Genomic DNA, 17182 nt, shown 5'->3' with positions numbered 1-17182 from the left:
GGGTCCTATGGACCTCGGCAGAGCCGACCGCGACGGACGTGGTTGCGTCGCGGCGAACGGGGAATGCGCTGGCCGCTCGCTCCGGGCGGGTCGGCGCGCGGTGCTGGATGGTCGTCCGCCTCGGGCGCGCTCTCGCTCGCGCCCACAGGGCGCTCGCGAAGGCGCGAGCGAGAGCGCGCAGACGAGTCTGTCGGGTTGTCGTCGAGGAAATCCGCGATGTAGCAGCATCGCGGTGTCGGGCGCGTGAGCGCCTTCAGGTCTAAGACCAATGTCGAGTACCAACGCGAGCGAAAAGACGGTTTCGGACGAACAGTATTCAACCACCAAGCTGGACGGCCTCGAGGCGACAGTCGAGCGAGAGCCAGCGACCCGGTCGGCGTGCCCGGAGTGTGAGGGACGAGTTGTGACCCACGATGAGGAGTCGTTCTGTACGGACTGTGGCCTGGTCGTCGCGGCCGAGTGGGTCGATCGGAGCCCGACGCTGGGCGATCTGGGGATGGTCGGGAACGCTGAGCAGAGCATCGAGACGGTGGACCCGCTGCGGACGGACAAGGGCCTCCACACGAAGATAACGAAGAGTACTGACGGACACGGAAATCCGCTCAGTAACAAGCAGTGGAAGAAGTTTCAGCGTCTCCGGAAGTGGCACAAGCGCTACCAGTTCGGTGAGGGTCGCAAGCGGACGAAGCGGCTCAACGAGGGGCTGCGCGATATCGAGATGATCGGCGGAAACCTGGGGATGCCGGGGCACGTCGTCAAGACGGCGGCACGATACCTCCGACGCGCCTCAGAGGCGCGGTTGGCCGGCGGGCGGATGGCCTGGGAGGCACTCGCGGGCGGGGCCATGCTCCTCGCAGCGCGCGAGTCGCGGATTGAGCGCGAGGCAATCGACGTCGACGTGGCGACCTACACGAAGGCACCTCACGAGCGGGTGTGTGCTGCGGCGCGGAAGATTCGGTGTGAACTCGGGGTCGACACTGTCCCCGTTACCCGACCGAACGCGGTGATGGCGGTCGTGGACGCACTCGATGACGACGCCATTCCGGCGAGTGCAGCCGTGCGGACGTGGCGGCTGGCACACCACCTCATGAAGCTGGGCGATCAAGAGCCGGTCGGGCCGGGGACGTCGCGGCTCACTATCGCGGCGGCGGCACTCTATGGTGCGGATCGGTTGACGCCCCAGAAGCATCTCACCCAGGGGCAGGTCGCGGAGGCGACCAGTACGGTCCTAGAGACATCGATGAGCCGGATCAGTCGGTACAACTGCGAGCTCGTCGACGCCTACGAGGCCCGACACGGAACCAAAGACCCGGGTGTTATCCTCGACCAGGAGCCGGACACCCTGCACTGAGCGAACTCCTCCCTCGTTTTTTCTTGCGACCACCGCCCAGTGGACGCCCCACCTCCCCACCCTCCGCTCCCGGCCTCCCTCCGGTCGGCCGGCAGCCACAACCTGATAGCAGCATACTGTGATTCTAATACCGATTCTTTTCTACGCCTGCATCGGTTAATACAGAGCGTGCGTCTCACAGAGCATTCATTCATAAGATCCGCCAATCAACGCTTGCATAGACTGGAATCACGTTTCAATAAGTAGGTTATTGAGTCGCTATATCTAACAATTCGACCCCACATTGGTGAGATATGACTTCCGACCTGCCGGACGACCGATGCGGTTTCACTCTGGAACCTTCAAAAGTAACCGATGAGGGCGTCATAGGAGGCAAAGAGGCTTGGTATGAGGACAAGCGAGTCACCAGCTGCTGGCGAGAAGTATGGAAGGATGGACGCTGTATCTGGCATGCTGATGTAGAAAATAAACCGATAGATGAACTCAAGGATTCGCTTGATAATGAAACGAAATCCCTACATGGGGCCGTCCTCCGTCATATCGATCTCAACGACCAACTCTCATTTAGTGGTGTAAGGCTTATTGGGGCCGATTTAGAACGGTCAGAACTACGTGACGCGGATTTCACCGGAGCTGATCTTCGGTTTGCCAATCTCGCATATACACATTTCAACAACGCGGAAATGGTCGGAACAAACTTCACCCGCGCTCATTTGGAACATACGTTCTTCTGGGGTGCTACCCTCAACAAGGCAATTTTTCGTTTTGCTAACCACGGCCTTATTGATTCCCCAGAGACAGAGTTTTGGCAGGCTGAACTCCAAAACGCATATCTCAACCGATCTAAATTTTCCGAATCCAATTTCCAAGGTGCAGATCTATCTGAAGCCGAAATGCCACACGCGAATTTCCAGGGAACAGATTTTTCTACCGCAGATCTCCCATCAGCAGATTTGAAGGACGCCGATCTATCTAACGCCGATTTTTCAAACGTGGTGTTGTCGGGAACGGACATGACAGACGTCACTATCTCAGATACCGTGTTCCATGGAGCTGATCTCTCGAAAGCTGACTTCTTTGGCTTGGATCTTTCCCGTATTGAGATCGATCAAGGGACTTCGTTCGGTACGACTCTTCTATATGAGGATCAAGCCAAGGACGCAGAAGGATCTGATGAGAAAGCGGGACAGTGGAACAAGGATGCACGTTCACACCATGATCTCAAAATAATGTTTGCCGAGAATGGATTTTCTGCAAAAGCGCGGCGTCACTACATTGCCCAACGGAGAGCGAGAAGAAAAGAGGCCGCCGCTGCTGGAGATTACTACACTGCTTTCGCATCATGGATCTCTTGGCAGGGGACTGGGTATGGAACGAGTATCCGGAGAGTCTCCAGGAACATCGCCGCGGTGCTTCTTTTATCGACTGGCATCTACCCTTTCCTTGATGTCGGTACTCACAATCTCTGGATCTACACCCCGATTAGTGAGTTAATTCCTCGGTTCATAGAAGCCATTCCCGAAAGCGTCTATTTCAGCATTATCACGTTTACAACAGTAGGGTTTGGAACGATTCCTCCAAGTTCCGAACTTGCCCGTTACTTCTCTGGCATTGAGGCCTTCCTCGGGACACTTCTCATGGTGCTACTTGGTTTTGTGCTTGGGAATCGAGAATTTTGATAGCTGGAGGATACACAATCACCCCCAGACAAATCGCGTAATACACCAGTCTGTATTGCTACCGTTGTCGTGAGCACTGTGCTGAATCTGCGCACCCACGTAGCGGTAGGTTCGACTCTGATATCCTGAAACAAACAGCTGTACGCCCATTCAACGGCATCCTACAACCTCACTACCACTACTGTCACTCGTCGGTTGATGGATAGCGGGTGAGCGCTGGTTTGTCGTTCCCAAGGGGGATGGAGCGAGTCACTGATGTCACCAACCCCATCGTTTACGCTCGACGTTGAGACAGCAACCGCTTTTCGCGACTGGTTGTTCGAGACAGGTGTAGAGAACCACAACGACCCACAGATCGCGAATCCCCTCGCTGAACTCGCCGCTGCAATCGATGGCGAACTCCACGACAGCACGGAGTACGTCGCAATCAGCGCGTCGACGACAGCTTTCCCACCGACTGACCATTCTGCTGGTGTCGACGATTCCGGGTCAACAACACACGAGGCGTCAGCGGACCCGACACGACCAACTGACGCTGTCCCCGTCGACGACACTGACAGCGACCCTGCCCGACTCTACGACAGTCTCCCCGACGGGGTGTGGCACGGTTCACTCGATCAGCACGATCCTGGCCAAGCGGAGACGGCATCCGGACATCGCCAAAAGCCATCGTCGACGGCAGTGCCCCACACGCAAGGAAGAGATAGCCGAATACCGGTTCGATATCGGACCTCGTACGAGTGTTCGGTGTGTGGCAGCATCCGAGAGTTAGAGACCTCGCTGAAGGTCTGTGCGTTCGTCGACGATTGCGCTGGCTGTGGAGCCGTCGACGTCCGGTTCAGCGCGGTCGGCATCCCCGAGCCAGTCCAGGACTCGTCGTAATTCCGGCTGCATCGTTTCAAGCACCCGACCTTACCCGGTCGATTCTCAACCCAGGTGCCGCGCTTCCATTTCTCTACTCGTGTCGCTATCCACAAACTCTTACTTTGTAAGTTCGTAGAAAGTCTTATGGAGTCCAAATACATACGTAGCCTGTATGAGTAAGGAAGAGCCAGAAATGGCGACGCTCAACGAGCGTGATTACGAGGTTCTTCGGACGATGCGGGAGGGCAGGGTGAACCCTCTCCTAGTTCGCGAACGAACCGCATTAGACAAAGGGGACGTGAACACAGTTCTCGTCCGCCTCGGTCGAAGCGGGTACATCGAGCAGATCACACGTGGACTCTACGAAATCACCGACAAGGGTCGGGCGGAGCTCCGAGCGGTACGACAAAAACGGGAGTCCTGGATCTTCCATGATGAGGTGACCGAATCGGACCTCGAGAGCTTCCCCGAACAAGCCGGCAAACTCGACCAGGAGAATGAGTACTACGCGTGGCTTTTGCTGGGCGTGACGGACGATGGCCGGGCGTACTATTTCGACAAGGTTGAGGAGGAGATCGTGGAGGTAGTCTCGGACGATGACGAGCTGGTAGAAGTGGAGTCACTCGCGCTTGAGGAGGTTACTCATGGCGAATCGTTCGCCGATCGGGTGATGAACTACATGCTCGTCCAGAAGGATCAGCGCGAGTGGGATCGTTGGTCCCGATACTCGCTTGCCCTTTCGTTCGCTCACGAGATGGGCGGGGTGGCTCGAAACTTCCTGACGAACGAGGAACGAATCGGGTACTCATTCAGAGTCGTTTTCGACCTTGACTTCTTCGCCGTCATGGCCTTCTTGGGACTCGGCTCAGCAACGACCGACGAGTTCAGTCGCGCCGCACTGGACAAGATGGAGAATAGCCAAGAACTCCGGGAGTGGATTGATGACTTCGGACTCCCTCGGGAAGCCGAAGAGAAGGAATCAATTAGATAAATATATTTATAATTTGACTATATGAGCTCCCGTGCTGTCGTGTTTCGAGTTGATAATACACCGGAGAGACTGATGTTTCGGTCTCGAGTTTCAACCCGTGCTGACACCGTCGCGCCCGTTTGCGGGACTTGCGCCTTGTATCTTGCACGGTAGCGAGAACACCATCTGAAACTGGTAGGAAGCTCAGCGGTCAGTTCGCATACCTACCTAATGGCTTTTTCAGTGACGAGGTTGTCGAACTAATAGGATTTCAAGGGCCTGTGTTAGTGGATTTTAATTGACTGTGACACGAAGCACTAGGCACCTGAGAACCGACGATGTGGTCAAACGAACCCCGGTCGCTGCCTGATTGGATCGAGGATGCCTACCAGATCCTCGTATCGGGGACGCCGGATCAGCAGACGGAGCTCTCGCACGACCAGGCCCAGAGCCTCCTGCTCGCCGCTGAGGAATTCCCAGCTGAACCGGCTGACGCGGAGTACGCTATCGAACGGCTGCTTGACTCCGGCTGGCTCTACGCGGTCGATGGCGAGCTGCGGATCACTGATCCAGAGCGTTAACCAACATCCTACCTATTATCCCCGCTCCTGTTGGTTAAGAGTGCTGAGGAAGGGCATCCGACCAGCTGACACAGTAGCAGGGGAGACGTCGACGCGATGGTACGACGTGATCGGTATCCAGACGGGTGGAGCTCCCCCGACTGTCGATTAGATCTCATTCTTCGAAGCTGCCCGAGACCGCCCCGCCTCCCCACCCTCCGCTCCCGGCCTCCCTCCGGTCGGCCGGCAGCCACAACCTCGGGGACGATATCTGAATGACTGTTGTACGCCCTGTTCAGGAGATTGAGATTTTGAGTCCAGTACCCCTCTACTTCGGATTACTCCGTCCCACGCTTCAGTGCTCGCTCAAGTTCGGTTTGCACAGTCTCAAAGCGGGCGATCAGGCCGCGCAGCCAGCCGTCGGGGACGACGACGATCGCCTCGCCGTCGTTGAGCCGTTCGAGGTCGCTTTCGACGATCGGATGGGTTTCGTCCTGGAGTTCCTGGCGGCCAACCGAGCGGCCGTCGCGGTCGTGGACGGGGACGGACCGGCGCTGTTCCTCGCGGCCGATCTGTGACTGGGCGTACTCGACGCTCGCCGAATCGCCAACGCGCATGATGACTGATTGGACAAGACCACTCAACAGCGCGTTCGCCCGGTCTTTTCCATAGGTGTCGTGGAGTTGTGCGACCGACTGCACACCGAGCAAGAGTTGGGTGTTTCGGCCCCGGCCTGCGTTGATCAGGTCGCCAATCTTCCGGAGGCCGGGAAGGCGCGCGAACTCGTCGAGGACGAAGTACGTGTCTTGATCGTCTGCGAGTGCAAACCGTGCCGCCCAGTCGATGAAGAACCGAAACGCGGGTTGGACTGCGTCGCCCTCCGTAATCGGGAAATCCAACAGCAACGTCCGTCCCTGGGGATCCTGCATATACTCTCGGATCGAGAACTCACCTGCCTCGGCGAAGTCGCCGCGGAACAGGTCAGCGATGACTTGCTGGAAGTTCGCGTAGACGCCAGCCGCCTGTCGTTCCGAATCCGGATCGATTGCCGATGCCGCCGCGGTGAGATCCGAATGGTCTGTGAGCCGCTCGTGCATCTCTTGCTTATCCGTCGACTGGACGAACGCGACGAGGTCGGCGTTCGTCGGTGTCGTATCGCTTGCCTGGGCTTCTCGATGAAGATACGTCACGACGGCAACGAACAGCTGGCGGCCAGCTTGGCTGAAGAACTCCGCGCCATCTGTCTGGGGGAAGAGTGCGCGGCCGATTTCGTCGATATCGGCTTCCCGTTCGATTTCGGCGAAGAGATTCCAGTATTCGGTTGCGTCCGTCGACGAGAGGTAGATCATGTCCTCGTGCTCGTGGTCGTGTTCGAAGCTCTCCTGATATTCGCCTTTGTAGTCGAAGACGACGAACGGATCGTCAGTTCCAGCCTGCATCTGGTGGGTGAGGAGCTTGATCGTCTCCGTCTTCCCGGCGCCCGTTTCCCCGAGGACGAGAATCGACCGGTCCTTGCGGAGCGGAACAAATCGCGAGAGACTCATACGATCACTCGCTGCAGAGAGGCTTCGAAACGGGAGGACATAGTTCCCGTCATCGATAATTCGACGGAATTCACGCTCCGTATCCCAGGTCCGCAGTCGCTGGCCTGCATACACTGCGCTCCCGAGTGCGACGACGAAGCCACCCACACGGAGCGGCGTGAACTGCTCGATGAGCGGCAGCGACATGGCGGTCAGATAGCCGGCCTGATGCAGGAAGACTTCAGCGATCTGTGCGAGCAGCAGGACGTGAAACGCCCAGAACAGCTGGAGGTGCGCTGGAAACAGTAGGACAGTGCCGACTGCGGCCACCAGATAGAACAGAGGGACGAGCCAGAGTGCGCGACTCCGATGTAACCCATCGAATTTGAAGTCGTGGAAATTCGCGCGCTCGAGGATGGCATACACCCAGGGCAACAGCAGTGCAGCCGTCATCACGGCCGCGATCTGGAAGAAGATCTCAACCTCGTCTTCTTGCCGGTAGTCCTTGCTCTGGGACTCGGAATCAGTACGGGCGCTCACGAGTCAGGCCCCTGTGCTTGTGCCTGCTCGGGCTCTGGTCCGGAGTCTTGTTCGTGGTCCAGGTCCCGATCGGATTCTGTCTCCAGTTCGTGTGTGGTCTCGTGCTGCAACGTCTGTTCGAACTGGTGCGAGAGCTCCTTGGTGAGTTCGCGATGCTGGTCGTGGAACTGCTCTTGGGCGCGCTCGCGGAGTTGTTCACAGTCCTCTTTGTCCATCCAGAGGTCGCGTTTCGTCCCCGTCAGTGCAACTTGGGCGTGTGGATGATCAGTATCGCGATGGATTGCATAACAGTACGTCGCTGTATTGCGGTCCTTGCAAAACTCGCTCATCACCTGCCGAGTGTACAGACTGAATTGGTCGTCAGAGAGGTCGGTGCCGTTCTGCGGCGAGATGATGACCTCTCGCTCGAACTCGTATTCTTCGGACTTCTCGATGAACGCCTCGATCTCCTCGTCGGACATCTCCTCGCCAGCGCGGTTCTCAAGCCCCTTCTCCTTATCCAGATACTCGACGAGGTTCCGCGCACCGTGCTCGCGGTAGTTAGTGTCCGTGAAGACCTTCATTCGCGATCACTCCGAAGCTTATCGAAGAGATCGCTGCCATCGTCCTCATCGCTTTCAGCATCGCCGGAGCCGTCTGTCGTCTCGTCGACGTCGTCCGGCGTGTCGTCGGTGGCCGCGTCAGGCGAGTCGGGCTCTTCATCGTTGGTGGGATGCTGCGTTGTGGACGACTCGGTCGTGGTTTCAGCACTCGCCTTCGTGGCCGACGTGTCCTCACCCACTTCTTGGATACTCGTCTCGAGATCTTGGCGCATCCGGCGAGCCCCAGTATCGAGTGCCTCTTGCCGGACGTGATCTGACCGATCCTGTTTCATCAGTTCGAAGTTGGCGATTGTGTAGGCGCCGAACTTCGCATTCATATCGCGGATTTCCTTGGCGGTCTCGACCATTTGCTCGGTGCCGACTGAGATGAGTTCTTGAATGCGTTCTTCAGCGCGCGCTTCTGAGGCAATCGCGTCTTGGGCGTCCTGCTGGAGCTGGCGGTCGATCATGTCGTTGATGACCCCGGACATGGAGGTGTCTTCCTCAGCGGCGCGCTGTTTGAGTTCGGCCTTGCGTTCGTCAGTGACGTACACCGTGATTTGCGTGTCGCGCCCACCCATTTCAGACGCTCCGAGCGAGACTCGCCGTGGTTGGTGTGAGCGATGCGATGGGGAAATCGGCAGTCGGTGGATGCGGAAGGTCGGTGTGTGGCGGTAGAGGGCAAGCCAAAGCTGCACATTGGTCTGTGAAAAATCGCTGGACTGCAGTTCGTGGGGACCACATTGGTAACGTCTATTCCCACATTGGATTCCACCTTAATTATTACGCCCACAGTCGAGCTGCGAGTAACACAGATACTGTAGATCGAGTGCTTCGAATACAACCGGAGCGTGACTCTATTAACCAACAACGGCCGGTATAATCGGACTTGTTGGTTAAGGCGATACTCCACCTGGTGTTGAAACCAATGACTGAGTTGATTCGCTAACTACCCAACCCAGCGCTAGTCTTTTGTATGACTGGACTAAAGTAATGATAGAGAATAGTATGAGTAAGACAGAGTCTGAAAAAGTTGTGTCCGTATCGTCGCGCGGGCAAGCCACCATCCCGAAGGAGTTCCGTGAGGAGTTGGGTATCGACACGCCCGGTCGTGTGAAGTTCGTCCGGACCGAGGAGGGTGACATCGTCGTTCGCCCCATCCACTCAGTGACGGATTTGCGTGGGATTCTGAAAGGGAAAACCGACGAGCAGGGGCGCTCGGCAACCGAGCGCCTACGGAAGGAACGTGCAGCGGACAAAGCCAGTGAAGAGGAGTTGCGGCAGCGCTACGCCGGCGACGACGAGGCTGACGCATGACGGACGGGGCAGAGATTCCCGAAACGATCGTCTTCGACGCCGAACCACTCATCGCCTACTTCTGTAACGAACCGGGGAGCGACACCGTCGAAACGTACGTCGACGCCGTTGAAGGCGCAGCAGACGGCTACATCTCGGCGATCAACCTCGCCGAGGTCCACTATATCGTCCGTGCGATTGACGGCGAGGAGCGCGCTGATGCTGTCGTCGACGTCCTCGAGGAAAGCGGCATCCGTCGCGTCGACACCGAACAGACCTGGGCGTCAGCAGCTGACTTCAAATTCCGCTACTCGCCGGCGCTTGGCGATGCCTTCGCACTCGGGACCGCAGCACACGTCGACGGGATGCTCCTGGTCGGTGCCGATGATGATTACGACGACGTCACCGATGTCCCAATCGAACGGTTCCGAGAGGAACCGGCATAGATTCTGTTTCTCGTCTCACAGTGGTCGCTATCGATGATCTTCTGTCCGCTCTTCGAGGAATTCTCGCAGTCTCGATTCAAAAGACGGTGGCGTAGCTCCGAACGTTGACGTTGCAGACTCAACAACTTCGTCAATCTCGGCTTCCTCTTGTACTGTTCCCAGTCCGTAGAGTGCTGTGCGAACCACCTCACTGTAGAAATCGTCTTCGTCGTAGCAGAACTGACAGTCCTGTCGCCAGTAGTCCGGGACGAACTGCACACCGAGTGCCTGATGCCTGGGACAGATCCCTTTCCGAACCTGCCCGATATTTCGGAAATCGACCTGCCACGTACCGTCAGATGCAATCTCGACAACGAAGTACGCGCCGAAAAGAGCATCCGCGCCATGATCAGCCGTCCGGTAGAGGAATGCGGTGTTGAGAGCCTTGTTCTTGTACCGGCCGGTGTGTATATGACCAGAGAAGTAGGCCTTCCCCGCAAAGTGTTCCAGCAACTCGGGGTGCCAGTAGTGGTTCACGAGGATTGTCTCGTCCTCGACTAACTCGGGATTTTGTGTGAACGTCTCTCCAGCAACGGTAATTGTGTCATCTTCGGGGATGAACGTCCCCGGGAGGTCGTAGGCCTGGAATGGCTGTTCCGGGCCGATTGCTCCGTCTCGATTCCCCCAGATATAGAGAAATTCTCCGCGCTCGTGGAGCGTCTCGAAATACGGGGTGACCGCATCGAGCTGTTCCCGGCCTTCGTCGACGCCATCGAACCACGCATTCGTGATATCGCCGACGTGAATGACGAAGTCGAATTCTTCGCCTTCAGTTCCGTCGACGACCCGTTCCAGAGAGTCAACGTCCCCGTGGTTGTCTCCCATACAGAGAAGTCGGAGCGTCTCAACATCGTCAGCCGCCATTGTTGGCTCTCCATAATCACCCAAGTGTATAGAAGACCACGCTCATCGTCAGAGGGAGATATATCACAACAGTGGTAATCGGTCTGAATCACCAACTTCCGCGTAGCCGTCCACAGGCTTATTACAGAGGAGCACCGATATTTCATCAATGAGTCTCCACCCCGCTGGCGACGACCGCGAGGGCGACGCCGAGGACGGAGATCGGCCTGAAGTTCCTGAGGGCGTTCTTCGCGGCATTGAGGATATCGCTGACGGGAATACAGCGAGCAAAGAAGACCTCGAGTCTCTGCTGAAGTACTAACCGGCTTTTCTTGAGGCAGATGTGAGCTACGTATCACTGTCGGACGAAGAGACGAGGGTCATCTTTGCTGGAGAAGCCGCTGCAGATTTTGCTGCACTCGATGCCTCGGAACAGGAAGAAGTCATCACCCGGCTCCTGAACATCGTCACGAGCGAGGCGCCACCCAGCTCGTTCATCTATGAGCGTATCGCCAACCTCGATATCATCACCGTCGGTGATCAGGGCCGATTGTACACCAAGGTCGTTGACGAAATCCCACGTGGAGACACGGAGTATCATGTCATCTATCTCTTCTTCATCGATCCGTACCACGACTACCCTCACAAGGCGCTGGCAGCGTACAGCCCAAGTGCAGAGGCGAAAGCTGAGGAGGTCACTGCGCTGGAGCAGGTGTCCGATGTTGAGCAATACTTCACGGATCACGATGCGCTCGACGAGGACGATCTCCGTGATTTGCTCCCATAGCGTGCTCTGGAACCTGGTTCTCTCTGGTTCAACTCTTACCCTCGTGCCCGGGAAACCGCTTCTCTCGCCGGCGTATTCTTCAGTTCACCGATTTTCGCTACGTGTGGTCAGTGAACCATCGGGGGGACCGTAGGCGTCAGCCCAGCAGCGACGATGGCGTACGCCTGCTCCTGTCCACAGTCTTAACCAACAACTGCCGGTCTTCTGGGCCGTATGTTGGTTAAGTACTGAGCGCGAGCCCGCCGGCAACCGCCACACCGGCGACCACGGCGCCGATCACGAGCAGGGCGTAGTTCGCTATCGGGTTCGCAGCCGTGACGACGTCGAGCGTGTACTTCTCGCCACGCACGGGCGCGAACGGACGGACACCGGTCGGTGTGAGTACGTCGGCGAGGATGTGAGCCACCACGGTGAGGGTCCCGACGACGGCGCCGAACAGTCCCGTCCCGAGTGCGGCCAGCACCCCACGGGACGCCCCCAGTAGTAGGCCACCGACACCGACGACCGTGCCGACAGCGAGCGCGAACCACACGGTATGTGTCGGTCCTCGGTGTTTCACGCCGGGGATTCGTTGATCGACGTCGGGAAGCATGGCCCCGCCAACAACGACAGCACCACCGAGCACTCCGAGCGTGGTGTAGCCGAGCGCAGTCAGGATGAACACAATGGGCGCGTAGGCGACCAACGCCGCGCCGTAGTGGCCTTTTTGATGCATGGGTTAGTAGTCCTGGAGCCACTCTGGCCCGCCGTAGGCGTCGACGTAACACTGTTTGTGTGCCGGCTTGCTCCTGGGGTTCGGGACAGCATTCTCGAGCGGGACGGATTCACCGCAGAGGTCGCACTCACCTGTATGCCCAGCCTGCCGGGCGTTCGGTGAGAGGTTCTTTGTCTCGACGTAGAGCTCGTGGAGCGAGCGTGGCGTCAGCCGGACAAGGACTTTCTCGCGGTCATTCTCGTCTGGTTTCTCCGGCGTGTACGTGAGTACCCAATCTTGGCCCTCTTCACCGTTACCTCCCGGCCCCAGCGAAATTGTCTGCGCAAGGTCGTCCGAAACGTAATGCCACTCGTTGTCTGCAAACCGCGGGTAGTGCCCCGCTGGTCGCGGGTTCTCGGGATCGATGTCGTCCTCAGTCATGCAAGCCCTGCCTCCTCGAAGGCATCGTTGACGACCTCGGCCGTTGGCGCGTTCAGGTATGGTTCGATGGCCTGGAAGGAGTCCCAGCCACCGACAGCCATCACGACCCGAGGATTCATCTGCCGGTCGACGAGAAGGCGCTGCGCGAAGCGCCGCCGGAGGTCGTGGGAACTCACGTACTGGTAGTCGTCGTCGCTGGTCTCGTCGGCCGCACGCTCGGCGGTGCGTTTCACGACGTCGCGGACGCCTCGCTCGGTGAGAGCAGTAGTTGAGACTGGCTGTCTCAATGCATACGGCTCCGATCGGCTTTGTAGCCATAGTCGAAGTAACTCCTTCGGGATTTTCGTAGCTTTCACACCTAACACTCTTTGCAGTGGATGACGTACCTCCATTCAACGATGTCAATCGACCGGGATACCTTCGAGAACACGAGCGAGGACGAACTCGAGGAACTTTCCGTCCCGGATCAGGTCCTCGGATTTCTTGCCGCCAACGATGATCGCGCGTTCAAGGCCCGCGAAATCGCCTCTCAGATCGGTCTCGATGAGGGCGCGGTCAGCACCGCGCTCTCGAGACTGAAGGACCGCGATCTCGTCGAACACAAAGCGACGTACTGGGCCGTGACCGACGACACAGAGCGACTCGACGGATACAACGGGTACGAACGAGCGACCGCCCTGTTCAACCAGCGACTCGGTACAGAGGACAAGGAGTCGTGGCGCGAACACGCACCCGAGGAACCGCATCCGAGCGTCGAGGACGAACAGTGACCGACGAAAAGAGACCGATTTTCGAGCGTGGCGACGTCGTCTACGGGGATGATCCGTTCAAAGGCGAGGAAGATGCTCGGCCCTGGCTCATTCTCTCTAATCATGAAGGCCGTCCGTTCCACGGCGAGCAGTATATTGCGCTCACGTTGACGTCGAAATCCTGGATGGACGGCCTGATCGACATCCCCGAAGAGAAATGGCTGCGTGGTGGGACGCCCGACGAGAGTCGAATCGTCCCATGGGGCGTCCAATCGATCGACCACGAGGATATCGACTTCTGGCAAGGACAGGTGGAGAGCGAGCTTGTCGACGAAGCGGTCGCTGCCCTCGCCGAAGAGTTGCAGTAGCTGATCTGTACGAGACCAACCGGAATCTACAGGCATAGCAGGACGAGTGCCTCGGGGCTTGACCCGAGGATGAAGGCTTGCTAACGCTGTTGTCTGTTACTGTAGTATCTCGCGTTATGATGGCTGAGTGAGAGCGTATAGAGTACCGTTGGTTGTTTGTGCAAACACTTGTTCGTCACCGGCACCGAGGAGAAATGTCTCACTGGAAATCGTCGTCTGAGCTTGCTCAAATGAAGAGAGTCTATCGACCCACGTGACCCGTCCGGCATCTGTTCCGACAATGAACCTGTCCAAGGTCGAAGTTGTTTGTGTTACGGGCGTCTCAAAGCGTCTCTCATAGCGTTCCGTGCCGTTCTGAAGTGAGAGCTCATATAATGTCCCAAAAGTTCCAGAAGGTGCTTGCGCTGTCGACTCTGCAACTAAAAGAGACGATTCAGTTTTGTGGAACCCTTGGACTCGGGCATCCATTCCAAATGACGATCGCCACTGGAGCTGGCCGGTTGTCCGATCAAGTGCGGCGACGTTACCGTCTGCTCCAACATAGACATGAGTATCGACAGGAAGAGGGCCGACAGTTGTTGACGGCCAGTTTTCCGGCTGCCACGCCCACAGAAGTGTTCCGTTACTGGGTGAGAGTGCGACGACGCCTCCTTGGTTGCCGAAGTAGACCGCCGTATCATCAGCTGCAAGTTGATCGTCTGGTGCGGCAATCACAGTGAAGTCGATTCCATCGATCGACGACTGCTCCCAGCGAAGTGTTCCGTCACTCGTCTCAAGTGCTGCAAGGGAGCCGTTCGCCGCGTAGAGGGTTTCATCCGAAACAGTGAGCGCTGAAGCGAGGTTATTCACGGCCTGTGTCCACAATTGCTCACCACTCGATGCATCGAACGCGTAGATTTGTGCTTGTGCACCACGGGGGGCGCCTCTCTCGCCGGCGTAGATGCGGCCATCTGAAGCAGTAAGGCCAGTTATTCGTTCTAGATCAATATCCCATTGTCGTGCCCCGTCTGTTGCATCAAAAACTGCGAGCTGGCTATTCCCAGATTGACTGCTATGATACCCACCAACTGCAAGCCATCCGTTCGTTACACAGGGTGGTGACAGTGATGTTGGTTCGGGAACTGATGCGGTCCATTGCGTCCCATCTGGCGATTGTGAAAGAATTGTTCCCGAGCAGCCAGCGAGAACACCTGCCAAGAGCGTACCACTAGTGGCGAGGAACGAACGGCGGGAGGGCATACAGAAATCCACCCACCCGAATCATATAGACATTCTGGAAGCTATATCTAGAACCCACTCTGTTACATCTCACTCTACATCTAACGATTAGCTGCATCAGTCCTGTTCGCGACTGAGAAATCCAATAGAGCTACTGAAACCACTATACAGGTCAGTTAGACGGACTCTTGGGCATGTCCTGGCTATCTATTCGTAGTGGTCGCGACTCGCGAGTCTCCATGCAGTGTCTTTCGACGAATCGCACACCACCAGCACGTCGAGTGGCCCACATATGACTCGACGCCGCTGTACGATCGAACCTCGCTCGCCGGGTTAGAATCGGACGTTCGAGTCGTCTCGAGTGCCTGGTTTACGCACCCTGATCATGACTCACTCGAACAGTTGGTCTGCTCGATTCCTTTGGCCTACTTCCGCTTCGAGGCCCACGACTGCTACGGAAGTTCCACACGCTACGAGATGGATACCCTCTTTCGCGTGTTCGTGCTGAAAGAACTCCACGGATGGCAGCACGAAACATCTCTCGTCGAGTACCTCGATAGCCACCCCGCACTCTGCGAACGCCTTGAGTTGGAGACGGCGCCCGATCAATCGACACTGTGGCGCACATGGAACGAGCGCTTCACGCGGGATCTCCGCGAGACGATCCAGAAAGCAGCTCGAACGATCCTCGTCAAAGCACAAAATGCGGATGTTGCTGTACCACGCGACCCAGAACGAAACCTTCCGGATCGAGGCCACGACGCTACTGAATCGGACCCTGACGACCAGGCCATCCTCGACGAGGCAGGGAAGATCACCGACCACGTCAGTCGCGTCGTGTTCCCCGCGTTCTCGCTCAATCGTGGCGAGGGCTGTGAGATTCCCGAAAACGCCTACTGGGGCCTACAGACCTATCTCGGGCTCCGCGAGAACTTAGCTGTCAACGAGGGCGCTCGCAGCTTCATCCACGAGTCGACGCGTGATCGAACACCACTTGGACACGGCCATCGCGACCAGATTCGCGATCTCTCCATCGAGCAGCTCCGCGAGATGTACCGACAGGCAATCCGGCAACTCATCAACGAACTCGCGGGGACGGAGGAGTTCTTCCGCGCAGGCATCGTCGCCATCGACATCACCGAGGACGACCCCTTTACGGGCGACCGCACCGGCCACGAGGACGAGATTATCGGGACGAAGGAGAAGAACGACGAATACGCCTACCAGTGGGCGACAGTCCAGCTGGTCGGTAACGCTGTCCCGCTCGTCCTTGATGCCCATCCAGTTCGACGAGGCGAGTCACGCAAGGAGATCGTCAAGGACCTGCTTGACTCCGCTGAGGACCTCGTTCACGTCGATAACGTGCTGATGGACCGAGAATTCGATAGTCAGCACGTCTTGGAGATGATCAGCCAACGGGGACTGTCGTACGTCGTTCCGAAACGGATGCAGACGAGTGAGAAAGCCCAGGCCAAGCGGTTGCTTCAGCGCGATCAAGACCGGTACGAGACCGACCGCAAACTCCATCTCGGCAAGAATGAATGGCACGGAACGACGCTGATCTACCGGCGGAAAGAGAACACTGAGCACGATGATCACCGGCAGTACTCGGTGTTTATGACGAATCGCGGTAGTGGGATTCTTACTGAGTACGGCTATCGGTGGGAGATCGAGAGTGGCTACAAGTCGATCAAGCGATTCATGGCCGCGACAACCTCGAAGGATTTTGGGCTACGGTTCTTCTACTTCGTGTTCGCGTGTCTGCTGTACTCGATTTGGCGAGCGATAGACCTGCTCGTGCAGGTCGAATTGACTGATGAGTACGAACACGCACCGATCGTGACGGCCGATAATACGCTGACGCTGCTGAAGAAGGAGACAGGAATCGGATAGTGAGGTACTTTATTCGGGTTAGCGCTCCGTCTGAGTGGCTACACTGCTGGTAGTCGCGAAAATTCGTTCATATGCTTGGAAGTGTAACAAGAATGCCCGTTTGGAAAGCGATCTGAATCAGTTTTCGCTCGTCGGTTCGGCTGAAATCATGCATTACAGGCCCGCTATACCCACTGTAGTCTCAACTTCCAGGCCCGAGAATTTTGTATAGCAATATACGATATACAATTTCCTGTAGTGCGGAATTTTGGCGCTAGGAGACTCTATATGCCCGATTTCTCCCGATGAGCCGAATACAAAAAGTGGTCCTGATTATGCCCGTAATCACGACCACTTTGAA

At 57.2% G+C, this 17182-nt stretch carries 21 protein-coding genes; 13 read left to right on the top strand and 8 right to left on the bottom strand.

Annotation, left to right across the window (positions count from 1 at the left end; all coding sequences use genetic code 11):
* The 6 genes from ACP99_RS21035 to ACP99_RS15130 all read left to right on the top strand — a co-directional run.
* On the top strand, positions 1 to 263 hold a 263-nt coding region (locus ACP99_RS21035), incomplete at its 5' end, for a hypothetical protein (RefSeq protein WP_231554312.1).
* A gap of 5 nt (positions 264 to 268) precedes the next feature.
* Positions 269 to 1351, top strand: a complete 1083-nt coding sequence (locus ACP99_RS15145; protein WP_049987405.1) for a transcription initiation factor IIB — start codon at positions 269 to 271, stop codon at positions 1349 to 1351.
* Positions 1352 to 1644: 293 nt separating this feature from the next.
* Positions 1645 to 3030: a pentapeptide repeat-containing protein gene (locus tag ACP99_RS19520; protein WP_081927518.1), complete on the top strand. Its 1386-nt coding sequence runs from the start codon at positions 1645 to 1647 to the stop codon at positions 3028 to 3030.
* Between the two features lie 747 nt (positions 3031 to 3777).
* On the top strand, positions 3778 to 3912 hold the full coding sequence (locus ACP99_RS21280; protein ID WP_269319676.1) for a hypothetical protein: 135 nt from the start codon (positions 3778 to 3780) through the stop codon (positions 3910 to 3912).
* A gap of 154 nt (positions 3913 to 4066) precedes the next feature.
* Positions 4067 to 4885 carry a hypothetical protein gene (locus ACP99_RS20640; protein ID WP_197052488.1) on the top strand — a complete coding sequence of 273 codons (819 nt, stop codon included), beginning with the start codon at positions 4067 to 4069 and terminating at the stop codon, positions 4883 to 4885.
* 317 nt (positions 4886 to 5202) lie between these two features.
* Positions 5203 to 5445 carry a hypothetical protein gene (locus ACP99_RS15130; RefSeq protein ID WP_049987403.1) on the top strand — a complete coding sequence of 81 codons (243 nt, stop codon included), beginning with the start codon at positions 5203 to 5205 and terminating at the stop codon, positions 5443 to 5445.
* A 317-nt stretch (positions 5446 to 5762) separates the two neighbouring features.
* On the opposite strand, the gene ACP99_RS15125 is transcribed toward ACP99_RS15130, so the two are convergent.
* From ACP99_RS15125 to ACP99_RS15115, 3 genes are read right to left on the bottom strand one after another with little or no spacing between them, the layout of a single operon-like run.
* Positions 5763 to 7487 carry a type IV secretory system conjugative DNA transfer family protein gene (locus ACP99_RS15125; protein ID WP_049987402.1) on the bottom strand — a complete coding sequence of 575 codons (1725 nt, stop codon included), beginning with the start codon at positions 7485 to 7487 and terminating at the stop codon, positions 5763 to 5765.
* Complete coding sequence (locus ACP99_RS15120) at positions 7484 to 8050, bottom strand: relaxase/mobilization nuclease domain-containing protein (RefSeq protein WP_049987401.1); 567 nt, start codon at positions 8048 to 8050, stop codon at positions 7484 to 7486. The genes ACP99_RS15125 and ACP99_RS15120 overlap by 4 nt, the downstream gene beginning before the upstream one ends.
* Positions 8047 to 8649 (bottom strand): hypothetical protein, encoded by a 603-nt coding sequence (locus ACP99_RS15115; protein ID WP_049987400.1) that lies wholly within the window; start codon positions 8647 to 8649, stop codon positions 8047 to 8049. The genes ACP99_RS15120 and ACP99_RS15115 overlap by 4 nt, the downstream gene beginning before the upstream one ends.
* 427 nt (positions 8650 to 9076) lie before the next feature.
* Between ACP99_RS15115 and ACP99_RS15110 the strand changes: the two genes are divergently transcribed.
* Both ACP99_RS15110 and ACP99_RS15105 read left to right on the top strand, forming a co-directional pair.
* Positions 9077 to 9385, top strand: coding sequence for an AbrB/MazE/SpoVT family DNA-binding domain-containing protein (locus ACP99_RS15110; RefSeq protein ID WP_049987406.1), 309 nt, complete (start codon positions 9077 to 9079; stop codon positions 9383 to 9385).
* Complete coding sequence (locus ACP99_RS15105; RefSeq protein WP_049987399.1) at positions 9382 to 9810, top strand: PIN domain-containing protein; 429 nt, start codon at positions 9382 to 9384, stop codon at positions 9808 to 9810. The genes ACP99_RS15110 and ACP99_RS15105 overlap by 4 nt, the downstream gene beginning before the upstream one ends.
* Positions 9811 to 9837: 27 nt before the next feature.
* Here ACP99_RS15105 and ACP99_RS15100 read toward each other — a convergent pair whose 3' ends face one another.
* Positions 9838 to 10713 (bottom strand): metallophosphoesterase family protein, encoded by an 876-nt coding sequence (locus ACP99_RS15100; RefSeq protein ID WP_156105766.1) that lies wholly within the window; start codon positions 10711 to 10713, stop codon positions 9838 to 9840.
* 148 nt (positions 10714 to 10861) lie between these two features.
* Between ACP99_RS15100 and ACP99_RS20165 the strand changes: the two genes are divergently transcribed.
* Together ACP99_RS20165 and ACP99_RS15095 are read left to right on the top strand one after the other, a co-directional pair.
* Complete coding sequence (locus ACP99_RS20165; RefSeq protein WP_156105765.1) at positions 10862 to 11014, top strand: hypothetical protein; 153 nt, start codon at positions 10862 to 10864, stop codon at positions 11012 to 11014.
* Positions 11015 to 11035: 21 nt separating this feature from the next.
* Positions 11036 to 11479 (top strand): hypothetical protein, encoded by a 444-nt coding sequence (locus ACP99_RS15095; RefSeq protein WP_049987397.1) that lies wholly within the window; start codon positions 11036 to 11038, stop codon positions 11477 to 11479.
* A 220-nt stretch (positions 11480 to 11699) separates the two neighbouring features.
* Here the strand turns inward: ACP99_RS15095 and ACP99_RS15090 are convergent, their stop codons facing one another.
* From ACP99_RS15090 to ACP99_RS15080, 3 genes are read right to left on the bottom strand one after another with little or no spacing between them, the layout of a single operon-like run.
* A complete protein-coding gene (locus ACP99_RS15090; RefSeq protein ID WP_049987396.1) occupies positions 11700 to 12194 on the bottom strand; it encodes a metal-dependent hydrolase in 495 nt (164 codons plus the stop codon).
* 3 nt (positions 12195 to 12197) lie between these two features.
* On the bottom strand, positions 12198 to 12614 hold the full coding sequence (locus ACP99_RS15085; RefSeq protein ID WP_049987395.1) for a hypothetical protein: 417 nt from the start codon (positions 12612 to 12614) through the stop codon (positions 12198 to 12200).
* Positions 12611 to 13006, bottom strand: coding sequence for a tyrosine-type recombinase/integrase (locus ACP99_RS15080; protein WP_231554311.1), 396 nt, complete (start codon positions 13004 to 13006; stop codon positions 12611 to 12613). Before ACP99_RS15080 ends, ACP99_RS15085 begins: the two co-directional genes overlap by 4 nt.
* Before the next feature lie 6 nt (positions 13007 to 13012).
* Between ACP99_RS15080 and ACP99_RS15075 the strand changes: the two genes are divergently transcribed.
* Entirely contained in the window at positions 13013 to 13384 is a 372-nt protein-coding gene (locus ACP99_RS15075; RefSeq protein WP_049987394.1) for a MarR family transcriptional regulator, read from the top strand.
* Positions 13381 to 13731, top strand: a complete 351-nt coding sequence (locus tag ACP99_RS15070; protein ID WP_049987393.1) for a type II toxin-antitoxin system PemK/MazF family toxin — start codon at positions 13381 to 13383, stop codon at positions 13729 to 13731. Before ACP99_RS15075 ends, ACP99_RS15070 begins: the two co-directional genes overlap by 4 nt.
* Before the next feature lie 114 nt (positions 13732 to 13845).
* Here ACP99_RS15070 and ACP99_RS19515 read toward each other — a convergent pair whose 3' ends face one another.
* Positions 13846 to 14970, bottom strand: a complete 1125-nt coding sequence (locus ACP99_RS19515; RefSeq protein ID WP_231554310.1) for an outer membrane protein assembly factor BamB family protein — start codon at positions 14968 to 14970, stop codon at positions 13846 to 13848.
* A gap of 195 nt (positions 14971 to 15165) precedes the next feature.
* Here ACP99_RS19515 and ACP99_RS21030 point away from each other — a divergent pair, with 195 nt between their 5' ends.
* The gene (locus tag ACP99_RS21030; protein ID WP_049987392.1) at positions 15166 to 16842 is read left to right on the top strand and encodes a transposase; all 1677 of its coding nucleotides are present in this window, start codon (positions 15166 to 15168) and stop codon (positions 16840 to 16842) included.
* Positions 16843 to 17182 lie beyond the last annotated feature (340 nt).

Source organism: Halobellus rufus (assembly GCF_000739575.1).
In the GTDB taxonomy this organism is placed as follows: Archaea; Halobacteriota; Halobacteria; order Halobacteriales; family Haloferacaceae; genus Haloquadratum; species Haloquadratum rufum.
Note: the sequence above shows the minus strand (reverse complement) of the source record. Positions and strands in the feature narration are given on the sequence as shown.

Bases quoted from the DNA above. Each gene is read 5' to 3' on its own strand.
- ACP99_RS15145 (WP_049987405.1), top strand. From the start codon at position 269: ATGTCGAGTACCAACGCGAGCGAAAAGACGGTTTCGGACGAACAGTAT.
- ACP99_RS19520 (WP_081927518.1), top strand. From the start codon at position 1,645: ATGACTTCCGACCTGCCGGACGACCGATGCGGTTTCACTCTGGAACCT.
- ACP99_RS20640 (WP_197052488.1), top strand. From the start codon at position 4,067: ATGAGTAAGGAAGAGCCAGAAATGGCGACGCTCAACGAGCGTGATTAC.
- ACP99_RS15130 (WP_049987403.1), top strand. From the start codon at position 5,203: ATGTGGTCAAACGAACCCCGGTCGCTGCCTGATTGGATCGAGGATGCC.
- ACP99_RS15120 (WP_049987401.1), bottom strand. From the start codon at position 8,050: ATGAAGGTCTTCACGGACACTAACTACCGCGAGCACGGTGCGCGGAAC.
- ACP99_RS15115 (WP_049987400.1), bottom strand. From the start codon at position 8,649: ATGGGTGGGCGCGACACGCAAATCACGGTGTACGTCACTGACGAACGC.
- ACP99_RS15110 (WP_049987406.1), top strand. From the start codon at position 9,077: ATGAGTAAGACAGAGTCTGAAAAAGTTGTGTCCGTATCGTCGCGCGGG.
- ACP99_RS15105 (WP_049987399.1), top strand. From the start codon at position 9,382: ATGACGGACGGGGCAGAGATTCCCGAAACGATCGTCTTCGACGCCGAA.
- ACP99_RS15100 (WP_156105766.1), bottom strand. From the start codon at position 10,713: ATGGCGGCTGACGATGTTGAGACGCTCCGACTTCTCTGTATGGGAGAC.
- ACP99_RS20165 (WP_156105765.1), top strand. From the start codon at position 10,862: ATGAGTCTCCACCCCGCTGGCGACGACCGCGAGGGCGACGCCGAGGAC.
- ACP99_RS15090 (WP_049987396.1), bottom strand. From the start codon at position 12,194: ATGCATCAAAAAGGCCACTACGGCGCGGCGTTGGTCGCCTACGCGCCC.
- ACP99_RS15085 (WP_049987395.1), bottom strand. From the start codon at position 12,614: ATGACTGAGGACGACATCGATCCCGAGAACCCGCGACCAGCGGGGCAC.
- ACP99_RS15080 (WP_231554311.1), bottom strand. From the start codon at position 13,006: ATGGAGGTACGTCATCCACTGCAAAGAGTGTTAGGTGTGAAAGCTACG.
- ACP99_RS15075 (WP_049987394.1), top strand. From the start codon at position 13,013: ATGTCAATCGACCGGGATACCTTCGAGAACACGAGCGAGGACGAACTC.
- ACP99_RS19515 (WP_231554310.1), bottom strand. From the start codon at position 14,970: ATGCCCTCCCGCCGTTCGTTCCTCGCCACTAGTGGTACGCTCTTGGCA.